The sequence below is a fragment of the Anaerolactibacter massiliensis genome, assembly GCF_900290205.1.
GTDB lineage: Bacteria > Bacillota_I > Bacilli_A > Erysipelotrichales > Erysipelotrichaceae > Bulleidia > Bulleidia intestinalis.
On the sequence record NZ_OLMH01000001.1, the window covers coordinates 123755 to 136682 of the forward strand.

Genomic DNA, 12928 nt, shown 5'->3' on the forward strand with positions numbered 1-12928 from the left:
TTCACCCGGGAAATAATCGTTGTAGAATGTCTGTACTGTGAGGTGAATTCATGACTCTGGAAGAATTGCGTCAGAAGGCGGGAGAGCTCGGGATCTCTCTTACGGATGAGATGCTCAGTCAGCTCAGTCAGGATGCAGTTCTTCTGAGGGAATGGAATGAAAAAATGAATCTGACTGCCATCACGGAGCCGGAAGAGGTATATCAGAAGCATTTTCTGGACAGCTTGATTCCGTTAGGCGAGGCAGAGATTCATGGCACGGTATGCGATGTGGGGAGCGGGGCCGGATTTCCCGGGATCATCTGGGCGATTGCGCGTCCGGACCTGAAGCTGGTTCTGCTGGAACCAACCGGGAAGCGGGTAGCGTTTCTGAATGAAGTCATTTCCCAGCTGAAGCTGCAGAATGTCATTGCGGTCAATGAGCGGGCAGAAGATTATGCAAAACAGCATCGGGAGTCCTTCGATGCGGTTACGGCAAGAGCGGTTGCGCCGCTGCCTGTATTAGCGGAATTATGCATTCCGCTTCTGAAGAAGAATGGTCTCTTCATTGCGATGAAAGGAAGCCGGGGCAGAGAAGAAGCAGAAGAAGCGAGACATGCGGTTTCCGTGCTTGGTGCAGAGAATGAGAAGATGGTCGATACTTCTCTGGAAACAGGAGATCTGCGCACGAATCTGATTTACCGGAAAGTGAAGAGCACCCCGGCAGAGTATCCGCGGCCTTATGCCCGGATTCATAAGAAACCGCTTTGATGGAGAGCAGTTATGGCAAGAAAGAATCTGTTTGACTTTTTTGATAAGAGCCGGACTGGTCAGGTTGTCAGTCTGCCAGTCAGTGACATTCATCCATCCCGCTATCAGCCGAGAGTCCGTTTTGATGAAGAAGCGATCGAGGAGCTCAGTGCTTCGATTCAGCAGAATGGTCTGATCACGCCGATCACGGTGAGACAGACAGAAGATGGCTATGAAATCATTGCGGGAGAACGGAGATGGCGGGCATGTCAGCTTGCTGGCATGAACGAGATTCCGTGCTATATCCTGTCGCCGGATGAAAACCAGGCCGCCGAGATGGCTTTGGTGGAGAATATCCAGAGAGAAGATCTGACAGCAGTGGAAGAAGCTAAGGCTTATGTGCAGATTATGCGGCAGGCAGGTTTTACACAGGAGCAGGTTGCCGAGCGGGTCGGGAAATCTCAGTCTGCTGTGGCCAACAAGATCCGTCTTCTGAATCTTCCGCAGGAAGTGCAGGATGCGGTGGCTGACCGCAAGCTTTCAGAGCGTCATGCCAGGGCATTGCTTGCTCTGCCGGCAGAGAAGCAGACGAATGCATATCACTATATAGAAGAACATGGTCTCAATGTCAGGCAGACAGAGGCTTATGTGGAAAAGGTGGCAGGTCCTTCCAGAACGCACAGGCGTCAGAAGACCAGAGGATTTACGAGAAATATTCAGATCGGGGTCAACTCGGTGAACAAGTGCGTGAGCATGATTAAGAAAATGGGAATCGATGTCGTTACGGAGACGGAAGAAACCAGTACGGACGTCCGCATCATCGTGCGGTTCCCCAGGTAATGAATAAGGGGAAAGTGTTATGGGAAAGATTATTGCGGTTGCCAACCAGAAAGGCGGTGTTGGCAAGACCACTACCAGCATCAACGTCAGTGCCGGGATGTCCTATGTGAATAAGAAAGTTCTTCTGGTGGATTTTGACCCGCAGGGCAATGCGAGCAATGGCATCGGTGCAGCCAGAGTCGGGTTTGATCGGAACCATTCCGTGTATCAGGTTCTGATGGGCGATGATTTGGTAAGCAGCGCAGTCGTTCATCTGGATATGCCGCCGCTCGATCTGCTGCCGGCGACGATTGATCTGTCCGGGGCAGATGTGGAAATGGCGAGTTCTGAGTATACGGTAGGCAGAGAGAATCTTCTGAAGAAGAAGCTGGATCAGGTGAAGGATCAGTATGATTACATCATCATTGACTGCCCGCCGAGTCTGGGCCTTCTGAATACGAATGCTCTGACGGCAGCCGATTCGGTTATGATTCCGGTGCAGTGCGAATACTTTGCGCTGGAAGGACTGACGCAGCTATTGAGCACGATCCGGCTGGTGCAGAAGCTCTGGAATCCGCATCTCTCGATTGAGGGAGTGCTGCTGACGATGTTTGATGTCCGCACGAAGCTGAGCGTGGAAGTGCAGCAGGAAGTGCGGAAGTATTTCAAGGAAAAAGTATACCGGACGTATATTCCGCGCAATGTCAGACTGAGCGAAGCTCCTTCCAGAGGCCAGAGTATCTTTGAGTATGATACGCGCTCAGAGGGTGCGAAGGCATATATCAGCCTGGTTCAGGAAGTGATTGCGCAGAATGAGAAGGGAGGACACTGATGGCGAAAGACAGGAAGAAGGAGCCTGCTCTCGGAAGAGGTCTGGACTCCATATTCGGTCATGATGTGGAAAAGTTCCTGGATGATATCCAGAACAATGCGACAGAAGCTCCAGGCAGAAAAGAAGTAGAAATTCCAGTCGGAGAGATTCGTCCGAATCCGTATCAGCCTCGGAAGGAATTTGATGAGAAAGCGCTGAATGAACTGGCAGATTCCATCAGGCTCCATGGGATCTTCTCACCGTTGCTGGTGCGCAAGAGCGTGCAGGGCTATGAACTCATTGCCGGAGAACGAAGACTTCGAGCAGCGAAGATTGCGGGCTTGGAAACAGTGCCTGCGATCTCGGTAGACTTCACAGAAGATCAGATGATGGAAATTTCCCTGCTGGAGAATATCCAGAGAGAAAATCTGAATCCGATGGAAGAAGCAGCGGCATTTGATTCTCTGATCCGCAGGCTTGGCTATACACAGGAAAAGCTTGCCGAACGGGTCGGCAAGTCGAGAGAATACTGTGCCAATATGCTGAGACTTCTGAAATTGCCGCAGCCAGTGCAGGAGATGGTGACTGCCCGCAAGCTGACGATGGGGCATGTCAGACCGTTATTGAGTCTTGGCTCGGAAGATCAGATGTATGAGGCTGCTCAGGTCATTCTGAACAAGAAGATGAGTGTCCGGGAAGCAGAAGCTTATGTCAAGCAGCTGCAGGGCGATCAGGCTAAGATACATAAGAAGAAGGAACCGGAAAAGGATCCGATGATCCTGGATCTGGAAAGCCGCATGAGCAGCAGGCTTGGCACAAAGGTTACAGTCAGCGGGAAGAATCTGAGCATCCATTTCACGGATACCGATGATCTGAACCGGATCCTGGAACAGCTTGGAATGCTGGAAGAATCGAGGCAGGAGTAGTTCCTGTCTTTTCTTATGACTTCTGCTGAATACGTTCCGGGAAAAGTGCTATAACGGCATTGACAGGAGGTAGAAGTTCATATGAATGAAAAACAGCTGAATCGTATGCACAGCGGGCTTGGATTTGTTGCCGCACTGGATCAGTCCGGAGGTTCTACGCCGAAGGCACTGAAGGCCTATGGCCTGAAGGGAGACGAATGGCATAATGACGAGGAGATGTTTGATCTGGTTCATCAGATGAGAACCAGAATCATCACCAGTCCTGCGTTTACCAGCGAGCATATCCTTGCTGCAATCCTGTTTGAGAATACCATGGATCGCAAGGTGGAAGGCAGGTATACTGGCGACTATCTCTGGGAAGAAAAGGGAATTGTCCCGATCCTGAAGATCGATAAGGGACTTGCCGAAGAAGCAGATCATGTGAAGATGATGAAGCCGATTCCGGGACTGGACGAGACGCTGGAGCGTGCCCACAGAGAGCGTCATATTTTCGGCACGAAAGAGCGTTCCGTGATCTATGACTATGATGAAGCAGGAATCCGGAAGATCGTGGATCAGCAGTTTGAGATTGCAGGGAAAGTAAGCAGTCATGATATGGTTCCGTTCATCGAGCCGGAAGTGGATATCCATAATCCGCATAAGGAAGAGTCAGAGAAGCTCTTGAAGCAGTGCTTCTTCGAGCATCTCAGCAAGCTGCCGGATTCTGCAAAGGTGATCTTCAAGCTCACGATTCCGACAGTCCCGGATTTCTATCAGGATCTGATGAAAGAGAAACATGTGGTCAGAGTCGTCGCCTTGTCCGGCGGCTATACCCAGGACCATGCATGCGAGCTGCTTGCCGAGAATCACGGCATGATCGCTTCGTTCTCAAGAGCGCTTGCTCAGGATCTGCGTCTGCAGCAGACCGATGAAGAATTCAATGAGACACTGAATTCTGCCATTGAGAAGATCTACCAGGCATCAATTGCCTGAATCTGATATGGAAACTGCAGGGAGAGCTGGTCAGCCAGCTCTTTTTTCTGGTCCGGCACAATGATGTTTCTGATAAGATGAAGCTATGCTGAAAGGAATCGGGACAGACCTGGTATATATTCCGAGAATCCAGAAGATTCTGGATCAGGGAGGAGAAGCAGATCCTTTCTTCCTGCGTACTTTCACAGAACATGAACGCATGGAGGCTTCTTCGCGGGCAAAGAAAGCAGAGTTCTATGCTTCAAGGTTTGCAGTGAAGGAAGCGGTGTTCAAGGTGCTTGCCCCGATTCTGAAGGATCAGTCGCCTGATCTGAGAAAGATCGAATCCCTCCATCATGAAGATGGTTCTCCGTATGTAAATACGGAAGGGTATCTGAGACCATACCTGGAACAGGCAGGAATCAGAATGATTCTGATCTCAGTATCCGCAGATCATGAATATGCGTCAGCGATTGCGGCGGGTGAAAGCGTACACTGATGCAATCCCGGAAACAAGGTGACATAATGGGATTTATGTTGATTGATGAATTCCGGATGGCCGGCTAAACTCAGATTATTCACAGATGTGAGCAATCACACTTGTGAAAAAGAATGAAAGTTTGAAATTTCAGATTGTGTAAACGCTTTATGGCGGGTAAAATGAATTCTGGTTATGAATGACCGCAGCTGGAAACTATGCTGGATTCTGACAGGGATCGGGATTCTGACAGGACTCCTGGATCGAGCATATGCGCTCGGATTTCTTCTGGGAGAAGCAGTCTCCATCCTGCTTTATCGGCATAATGAGTCTTTCTGGACAGAAATTCTGCATCAGGGAAAGACCGGAAGATGGACGGGCATGGGAACGTTTGCGATTCACTATGCAATCATGGCTGCGGTGCTGATACTCTGTGCAAAGCTGCCTGGCATCTTCAATATCTTCGCATGTGCTTTGGGATTGCTGATCATCAAGTTCAGCATTCTGCTGGATGCAGCAATAGGCAGAAAGAAGGAGCAGTAGAAAAATGGAACTGACAGTGCAGACAGATGTATATGTCATTATTCTTGAGACCATTCTTCTTGGAATTGCATTTGTTGTGATCGGGAAGAAGATTGATAAGCTGGATCCGATGCAGAAACCGAAAGGGTTTCTGGGAGCAGTGATCCTTGGCTGCAATTCCGTGTTCCATTCGGTCGAACAGAATGTCGGCACAAAGACTTCAAAGAAACTGACTCCGTATATTCTTGTATTGTGGATTTATATCTTCTTCTCCAATATTATTTCCCTCTTCGGACTGGAGTCGCCGACTGCGAATCTGAGTGTCACGCTGCTGCTGGCATTTATCACCTGGGTGCTGATCCAGATCACGGAATTCAGGTATGGCGGCGTGAAGGCTTATTTCCATTCGTTCATTGAGCCTCTGCCGGTGATGCTGCCGATGAATATTATCGGCAAGTTCTCGACGATGATTTCGATGTCGCTGCGTCTGTTCGGCAATATCACGTGCGGCGGCATCATGATGCAGCTGATATATCTGGGTGCGCAGCTGCTCAGCAATAAGATTGCTTCGTGGTTCGGCGCAGCCGGTTCGGTGTTCAACTTCATGGCACCGGTGCTGACCCCGCTGCTGCATGCATATTTTGATCTGTTCTCTGGTTTCATTCAGACACTGGTATTTGTTACGCTTACGATGGTGCTGATCGGCAATGATATGCCGGATGAAGCAAAAACAATCGATAGATAAAACTGAAGGAGGAAAAATCTATGGATGGAAAGACAGTAGGAGATGGACTTGTTGCAATCGGTGCAGGAATCGCCGTTCTGACAGGTTTCATGACCGGCCGAGGCGAAGGTGAGGTTGCAGCGCATGCCTGCGATGCAATCGGAAAGAATCCGGAAGCGGAGTCCAAGATCCGTTCGACGATGATTCTCGGTATTGCTCTTTCTGAGACTTGTGCAATTTACGGACTGCTGGTCGCTATTCTTCTGATCTTCGTCTACTGATCGGAGTGAGTGACCGATGCTAAATGTAGACATTATCGGCAAGCTCGTGCCGAATGTCCTGACGTTGATCGTACAGTTATGCAGCACTCTGGTCCTGTTTCTGCTCGCAAAGAAATTTTTATGGAAGTCGGTATCTGGTTTTCTGGACAAGCGCCAGGAGAAGATGCAGGCAGATCTGACTGCATCTGAGACTGCGCGCAGGGAAGCGCAGAGCGACCGCGAAGCTGCGGCAAAGCAGCTCAGCGATGCTTCCGGAAAAGCGGAGGAGATCGTCAATGCGGCAGTAAAAGAAGCGCAGAGTGAGAAAGATCAGATTCTTGCTCAGGCTGCTAAGGAAGCTGATCAGGAGAAGCAGAAGGCTCATGAGCAGATTGAGCTGGAACGCTCCCGGATGTATGCAGGCATGCGCAGGGAAATGGTAGATGTGGCCATGGCTGCTGCCAGCAAGCTGATCGGTGAGAAGAGCGGTGCGGATCTGGATCGTCAGGCAATTGATGAATTTGTAAAGGAAGCTTCCGGCCATGACGAGTGAACTTGCGAATCGCTATGCCCAGGGGCTGTTCAGCCTGGCAGAGGATGAAGGAACTGTAGAGGAAAAGAAGGAAGCGTGCGAAGCGCTTCTGGAGGTTCTGGATCAGTGTCCGGATTTTCTTATGTTCCTGCAGGCGGTCCGCGTGACGGAAGAAGAGAAGAAGGCGATGATCTGCAAGGTGTTTTCGGGTCGTCTGGATCAGGATATGGTGCATTTCCTGGAGCTTCTCGTAGACCGGGGAAGAACGTATTATCTCCGGGAGATGCTGCAGGCTTATATCGTGCTTGCCAACGAAAAGCTCGGCATTGAGACCGCAGAGGTTTCTTCTGCAAGAAAGCTGAGCAAAGAAGATCTTGAGCGCATCCGAAAAGCTCTGGAGACGAAGACCGGAAAGCAGGTTGTGCTGAAGAATCAGGTGGATCCGAAGCTGATTGCTGGAATTAAAGTCCGGATCGGGAATCAGGTTACGGACGCAACTATGAAGACAAGAATTGAAGGACTCAGAGAGTCGTTGCTGAAAGGAGGACTGGCATGAAGCAGATCAGACCGGAAGAGATCAGCTCCCTGATCAAACAGCAGATCAGGGATTATGATGAAAAGCTTCATTCGGATGATGTAGGCTACGTCATCAGTGTCGGTGACGGAATTGCCATGGTCCAGGGCATTGATCAGGCAATGTCCTCAGAACTTCTGGAGTTCCCGCATGGCGTCATGGGTATGGTCATGAACCTCGAAGAAGATCATATCGGTGCCGTACTGCTTGGCAGTGATGTAGGAATCCGTGAAGGTGATGAAGTGAGACGTACCGGCCGCATTGTTGAGGTGCCGGTCGGAGATGCGATGCTGGGCCGGGTGGTGAATGCCCTCGGACAGCCGATTGATGATAAGGGAGAAATCCATACGGAGAAGACTCGCCCGATTGAGCGGGTTGCTCCGGGAGTCATGACAAGACGTTCGGTTTATCAGCCGCTGATGACTGGCCTTAAGGTCATTGACTCGATGATTCCGATCGGCAAAGGTCAGCGTGAGCTGATCATCGGAGATCGGGAAACCGGCAAGACGGCAATTGCGATTGATACGATCATCAATCAGAAGGGCAAGAATGTCTACTGCATTTATGTTGCCATCGGTCAGAAGGAATCCACGGTTGCACGTCTGGTGCAGAAGCTGAAGGAAAATGATGCGATGAGCTATACGGTGGTCGTGGATGCGAGTGCGTCTGAGACCGCGCCGCTGCAGTATATTGCGCCTTATGCAGGCTGTGCGATCGGCGAAGAGTGGATGGAGCAGGGCAAGGATGTTCTGATTGTCTATGATGATCTGTCCAAGCATGCAGTTGCTTATCGTACGATGTCGCTGCTGCTCCGCAGGCCTCCGGGACGTGAAGCATATCCTGGTGACGTATTCTATCTGCATTCCAGATTGCTGGAGCGGGCTGCCAAGCTGAATGATGAGCTGGGCGGCGGTTCTCTGACGGCTCTGCCGATCATTGAGACGCAGGCGGGTGATATCTCCGCATATATTCCGACGAATGTCATTTCCATTACCGATGGTCAGATCTTCCTGCAGACGGATCTGTTTGCAAGCGGTGTAAGACCGGCAGTAGATTCTGGTCTTTCTGTTTCCCGTGTCGGTTCGAATGCGCAGACGAAGGCGATGAAGAAGGTTTCTTCTTCGCTGAAGCTGGAGCTTGCTCAGTACAATGAAATGCTCAGCTTTGCGCAGTTCGGGTCCGATCTTGATGCAAGCACGAAGAAGATCATCGAGCATGGTGCCAGAATCACGGAGCTCCTGAAGCAGCCGCAGTATCAGCCGATGTCCATGGCGGAGCAGGTGCTTTCCCTGTTTGCAGCGAAGAATGGGTATCTTGATCAGGTAAAGACCGAAGAGGTTTCTTCGTTCGAGCGCAAGATGCATGCGTATTTCAAGGCAAATCATCCGGAAATCATCGATGAGATCGAGAAGACTGGTCAGCTCAGTGATGAATTGAGTGCAAAGATCTCAGAGGGAATGAAGGAAATCACGGAACAGTTCAATCTTGCCAGAGGAGTGAACTGATATGGCTACCTCGAAGCAGGCGCTGCGTTCCCGCATCAAGTCTGTCAACAGCACGCGCAAGATCACGAAGGCAATGGAGATGATTGCCAATGCCAAACTGTTCAAGCAGCGCAATGCGATGGAAGCGAATCGGGAATATTCAGAGAGGCTTCAGGAAACCGTGAATGAGATTGTCGCAAGGAACCCGGATGTGGATGAAGTATTCATCACCCGGCGTTCAGAGAATCCGAAGAAGTTCACGATCGTATTCTGTTCTGATCTGGGGCTTTGCGGGGGCTATAACTCTGCAGTGCTGAAGATGGCAAGAGAGACGCTGAAGCCGGATGATCCGATGATTCTGATCGGAACATCGCTTTATCGGCAGTTTCAGGAACAGGGGTTCCATCTGCTGAATGAGGAACCAATCAGTTCTGATCGCCTGGATTTTGCAAAGCTCAAGGAACAGGTGAAGATCGGCGTGCAGATGTATCTGAACGAAGAAGTCGGCACAGTTCAGGTGCTGTATACGAAGTTCATCAATACGATGAAGTTCGAGCCTGCTGAAGATGTGCTGCTTCCGTGCGAAGCGAAGCTTGATGACAAAGAGCCGGCTGGCGAGCATCAGGAGACATTGTTTGAACCGGATCCGATCACGATCCTGGATCAGCTGATTCCGATGATGATCGAAGATGCTGCATATTCGGACTGGATGGAATCCACGACGTCAGAACAGGGCAGCCGCCGGGTAGCGATGAAGAATGCGACAGACAATGCAGATGATCTCAGCGAATCGCTGATGCTGGAATACAACAAGGCAAGACAGGCTGCGATCACGCAGGAAATCACGGAGATTGTCAGTGGTTCCAATGCAGTGTAAGGAGGGAATCGAATGAGTGAAACAGGAAAAATCGTGCAGGTCATCGGACCTGTCGTAGATATCCGCTTCCGGCCGGAGAACTTGCCTTCCATCCGGAATGCAATCAAGATCGAGGCTGGAGACCACGAGATGACCGCCGAGGTTGCACAGCATATCGGAGATGACATCATCCGCTGCATCGCGATGTCTTCGACCGATGGACTCGTCCGCGGCATGACCTGCATTGATACCGGTGCTCCGATTGAAGTTCCGGTCGGCGATGAGGTGCTGGGACGGATGTTCAATGTGCTCGGCGAGCCGATTGACGGACTGGGACCGGTGAATGCGAAGAAGCATATGCCGATTCACCGCGAGGCTCCTGCCTTCGCAGATCAGACCACAGGGTCTGAGATTCTTGAGACCGGCATCAAAGTCATCGACCTGCTCTGCCCGTATTCCAAGGGCGGCAAGATTGGTCTGTTCGGCGGTGCCGGTGTCGGCAAGACTGTCCTGATGCAGGAACTGATTCATAATATTGCCATCGAGCATGGCGGCCGTTCCGTCGTTGCGGGTGTCGGAGAACGTACCCGTGAAGGCAACGACATGTATTATGAAATGAAGAATTCCGGTGTCCTGAAGAATACCGTTCTGACCTATGGCCAGATGAATGAGTCTCCGGGTGCCAGAATGCGGGTCGCGCTTTCGGCACTGACGATGGCAGAATATTTCCGTGATGAAGAACATCAGGATGTGCTGCTGTTCATTGATAACATCTTCCGTTTCACCCAGGCTGGTTCGGAAGTATCCGCACTGCTCGGACGTATGCCGAGTGCAGTCGGCTACCAGCCGACCCTGGCAACGGAAATGGGCCAGCTTCAGGAGCGCATCACGTCGACCAGACAGGGATCCATCACTTCCGTGCAGGCAATTTACGTGCCTGCTGACGACCTGACTGACCCTGCACCGGCGACGACCTTCTCTCATCTCGATGCTCGTCTGGTCCTGGATCGTTCGATTGCCGCATTAGGCATCTATCCGGCAGTTGATCCGCTTGGTTCTTCGTCCCGTATGCTGGATCCGCTTGTCATCGGTGAGGAACATTATCAGGTTGCCCGCCAGGTACAGCAGATTCTGCAGCGCTATAAGGAACTCCAGGATATCATCGCAATTCTCGGTATGGAAGAACTCGGCGAAGATGACCGCAAGGTTGTCAACCGGGCCCGCCGGATCCGCAACTTCCTGTCGCAGCCATTCTCCGTGGCAGAACAGTTCTCCGGTATCCCGGGTGTCTATGTGCCGGTCAAGGATACGGTACGTTCCTTCCGAGAGATTCTGGATGGCAAGTATGACGATCTTCCGGAGCAGGCATTCCTGTCAGTCGGAACGATCGAAGACGTTGTCAAGAAAGCAGAGACTCTGAAATGAGTACGATCCGCTGCCGCATCATGACTCCGAAGGGAGTCTATAAGGAAATGGACGCTTCGATCGTCAACATTGAGACGGAAGCGGGCCAGCAGGGTATCCTGCCGGAACATATGCCGTTAGTCACAATGCTGAAAATCGGCAGAATGACCACGGATGAAGATGGGAAACGCCAGGAATATGCCATTGCGGGTGGTCTGTTCTATTTCCGCGGCAACAAGGCGGAAATACTGACCGACGCAATTGAAGAAAAGAGCGAAATCGATGTAGACCGTGCCAAGGCCGCTAAAGAGAGAGCAGAAAAACGCCTCGCTTCCGCTGATCCGAATATTGATCAGAAGCGAGCGCAGGTTGCTCTCATGAGAGCGATCAACCGGATCTCTGTCGCGGAAAGAAAATGAGTCAGGAAAAGAAAGAACCATTTCTGACTGCCGCTGCTGCAGTGATTCTGATGACCGCAGCGGGGTGGCTTGCCGGAAAGCTGCAGAAGAATTCCGGGAAGAAAGATCAGAAATAATCAGAAATGACCGATGCGGGTAAAAAGCATCGGTTTTTCGTTTCCAAAAGCTCCGACAATTAGCAGATAGAAATGATATCTGCTATTGCTTGTGATAGGAAAAAATGTTCATATGGTCCTTATCACTTTTGCTTAGAATGAACAATAATGCTTTAATTAAGCCGTTATTTCATCATAAAGAAAAATTGTAAAAAATTAGCACTCAACTATTGACACTGCTAACCAAATGACTATAACAATAGGTGTAAGGTGAAAGACCTCGGGAGGTAATGATATGAGATATTTACCAAGAAAAAATGTATTCGATGATTTCTTCGATGACAGCTTCTATGGAAACGGAAATCTGATGAAGACAGATATCCGTGAGAAGGATGGCATTTATTCCCTGGATGTCGAACTGCCGGGGTACAAGAAAGAGGATATCAAGATCTCTCTGTACAATGGCAATCTGACCATCAATGCAGAGCATAACGAGACCAAGGAAGAGAAGGATGCCAAGGGCAATATTCTCCGTCAGGAGCGTTATGCAGGCAGTCAGAGCAGAACTTTCTATGTTGGCGATGGTGTGAGGGAATCCGATATCCACGCTAGCTACAATAACGGTGTGCTGACCGTTACAGTGCCTTCTGCTGAGAAGAAGGAAGAGGAAGAAAAGAAGTATATCAGCATTCAGTAATCAGTGCATTTCATTGATTGATGCAGATTGAAAAAGGAGATGACTCATGATGATGTTTATGCCTGATGTCAGAAATGATTTTGATCTGTTCGATGATGTATTCCGTTCTCCGGTGTTTGATCTGGAGCCGGCAATGAAGACTGATATTTCCGAGAAAGACGGAAAGTACCTGATGAAGACGGATCTTCCTGGATTCAGCAAGGAAGATATCAAGGTTTCTCTGAAGAATGGTACCTTGACCATTCATGCACAGCATGATTCGAACAAGGATACCAAGGATAAGAAGGGCAGGCTGATCCGTCAGGAGCGCTACAGCGGTGCTTATACCAGAAGCTTCTATGTAGGTGGCCAGGTAAAGGATACCGATGTGCATGCGTCCTATAAAGACGGTACGCTGAGCCTTGAGTTCCCGGCTTATGATGAAACGAGAAAGCTAGAGAACAAGGCTGAACCGATCGCAATTGAGTAAGCAATGTCTGCTGCAGAGTGCAGCAGTGAAAGTCCATACGTCCTGAAAGGACCGACTTCTTCCGGAAGATTTCCGGTACCTGCGAAAAACAGGGATATAGATAGAGACAGCATCGTCTGAGATGATCAGACGCATCGTGCAAGCCAGGCAGAAAGTGTCTGGCTTTTTTTATATAATGT

General features: G+C 50.2%; 17 protein-coding genes. All 17 read left to right on the forward strand.

What is annotated here, in order from left to right:
- The first annotated feature begins 50 nt into the window (after positions 1–50).
- The 17 genes from rsmG to C7E00_RS00730 all read left to right on the forward strand — a co-directional run bounded on the left by rsmG (position 51) and on the right by C7E00_RS00730 (position 12749).
- A complete protein-coding gene (gene rsmG, locus C7E00_RS00650; RefSeq protein ID WP_105302443.1) occupies positions 51–749 on the forward strand; it encodes a 16S rRNA (guanine(527)-N(7))-methyltransferase RsmG in 699 nt (232 codons plus the stop codon).
- 12 nt (positions 750–761) lie between these two features.
- The gene (locus C7E00_RS00655; RefSeq protein WP_105302444.1) at positions 762–1568 is read left to right on the forward strand and encodes a nucleoid occlusion protein; all 807 of its coding nucleotides are present in this window, start codon (positions 762–764) and stop codon (positions 1566–1568) included.
- A 19-nt stretch (positions 1569–1587) separates the two neighbouring features.
- Positions 1588–2379, forward strand: a complete 792-nt coding sequence (locus tag C7E00_RS00660; protein WP_105302445.1) for a ParA family protein — start codon at positions 1588–1590, stop codon at positions 2377–2379.
- A complete protein-coding gene (locus tag C7E00_RS00665; protein ID WP_105302446.1) occupies positions 2379–3284 on the forward strand; it encodes a ParB/RepB/Spo0J family partition protein in 906 nt (301 codons plus the stop codon). The genes C7E00_RS00660 and C7E00_RS00665 overlap by 1 nt, the downstream gene beginning before the upstream one ends.
- Positions 3285–3365: 81 nt before the next feature.
- Positions 3366–4256 carry a fructose bisphosphate aldolase gene (locus tag C7E00_RS00670; RefSeq protein ID WP_105302447.1) on the forward strand — a complete coding sequence of 297 codons (891 nt, stop codon included), beginning with the start codon at positions 3366–3368 and terminating at the stop codon, positions 4254–4256.
- A gap of 85 nt (positions 4257–4341) precedes the next feature.
- A complete protein-coding gene (locus tag C7E00_RS00675) occupies positions 4342–4734 on the forward strand; it encodes a holo-ACP synthase (RefSeq protein ID WP_105302448.1) in 393 nt (130 codons plus the stop codon).
- Positions 4735–4908: 174 nt separating this feature from the next.
- Positions 4909–5256 (forward strand): hypothetical protein, encoded by a 348-nt coding sequence (locus C7E00_RS00680; RefSeq protein ID WP_105302449.1) that lies wholly within the window; start codon positions 4909–4911, stop codon positions 5254–5256.
- Positions 5257–5260: 4 nt separating this feature from the next.
- Positions 5261–5980, forward strand: coding sequence for a F0F1 ATP synthase subunit A (locus C7E00_RS00685; RefSeq protein ID WP_235897246.1), 720 nt, complete (start codon positions 5261–5263; stop codon positions 5978–5980).
- A gap of 20 nt (positions 5981–6000) precedes the next feature.
- A complete protein-coding gene (locus C7E00_RS00690) occupies positions 6001–6240 on the forward strand; it encodes a F0F1 ATP synthase subunit C (RefSeq protein WP_105302450.1) in 240 nt (79 codons plus the stop codon).
- A 16-nt stretch (positions 6241–6256) separates the two neighbouring features.
- Positions 6257–6772 (forward strand): F0F1 ATP synthase subunit B, encoded by a 516-nt coding sequence (atpF, locus tag C7E00_RS00695; RefSeq protein WP_105302451.1) that lies wholly within the window; start codon positions 6257–6259, stop codon positions 6770–6772.
- The gene (locus C7E00_RS00700) at positions 6762–7307 is read left to right on the forward strand and encodes a F0F1 ATP synthase subunit delta (RefSeq protein ID WP_105302452.1); all 546 of its coding nucleotides are present in this window, start codon (positions 6762–6764) and stop codon (positions 7305–7307) included. The genes atpF and C7E00_RS00700 overlap by 11 nt, the downstream gene beginning before the upstream one ends.
- Entirely contained in the window at positions 7304–8830 is a 1527-nt protein-coding gene (gene atpA, locus C7E00_RS00705) for a F0F1 ATP synthase subunit alpha (protein WP_105302453.1), read from the forward strand. Before C7E00_RS00700 ends, atpA begins: the two co-directional genes overlap by 4 nt.
- A gap of 1 nt (position 8831) precedes the next feature.
- Complete coding sequence (gene atpG, locus C7E00_RS00710) at positions 8832–9686, forward strand: ATP synthase F1 subunit gamma (RefSeq protein ID WP_105302454.1); 855 nt, start codon at positions 8832–8834, stop codon at positions 9684–9686.
- A gap of 12 nt (positions 9687–9698) precedes the next feature.
- A complete protein-coding gene (atpD, locus tag C7E00_RS00715; protein ID WP_105302455.1) occupies positions 9699–11090 on the forward strand; it encodes a F0F1 ATP synthase subunit beta in 1392 nt (463 codons plus the stop codon).
- Positions 11087–11488, forward strand: coding sequence for an ATP synthase F1 subunit epsilon (gene atpC / locus C7E00_RS00720; protein ID WP_105302456.1), 402 nt, complete (start codon positions 11087–11089; stop codon positions 11486–11488). Before atpD ends, atpC begins: the two co-directional genes overlap by 4 nt.
- Before the next feature lie 390 nt (positions 11489–11878).
- A complete protein-coding gene (locus tag C7E00_RS00725; RefSeq protein ID WP_105302457.1) occupies positions 11879–12280 on the forward strand; it encodes an Hsp20/alpha crystallin family protein in 402 nt (133 codons plus the stop codon).
- A gap of 46 nt (positions 12281–12326) precedes the next feature.
- Complete coding sequence (locus tag C7E00_RS00730; RefSeq protein ID WP_235897245.1) at positions 12327–12749, forward strand: Hsp20/alpha crystallin family protein; 423 nt, start codon at positions 12327–12329, stop codon at positions 12747–12749.
- The last annotated feature ends 179 nt before the right edge of the window (positions 12750–12928 follow it).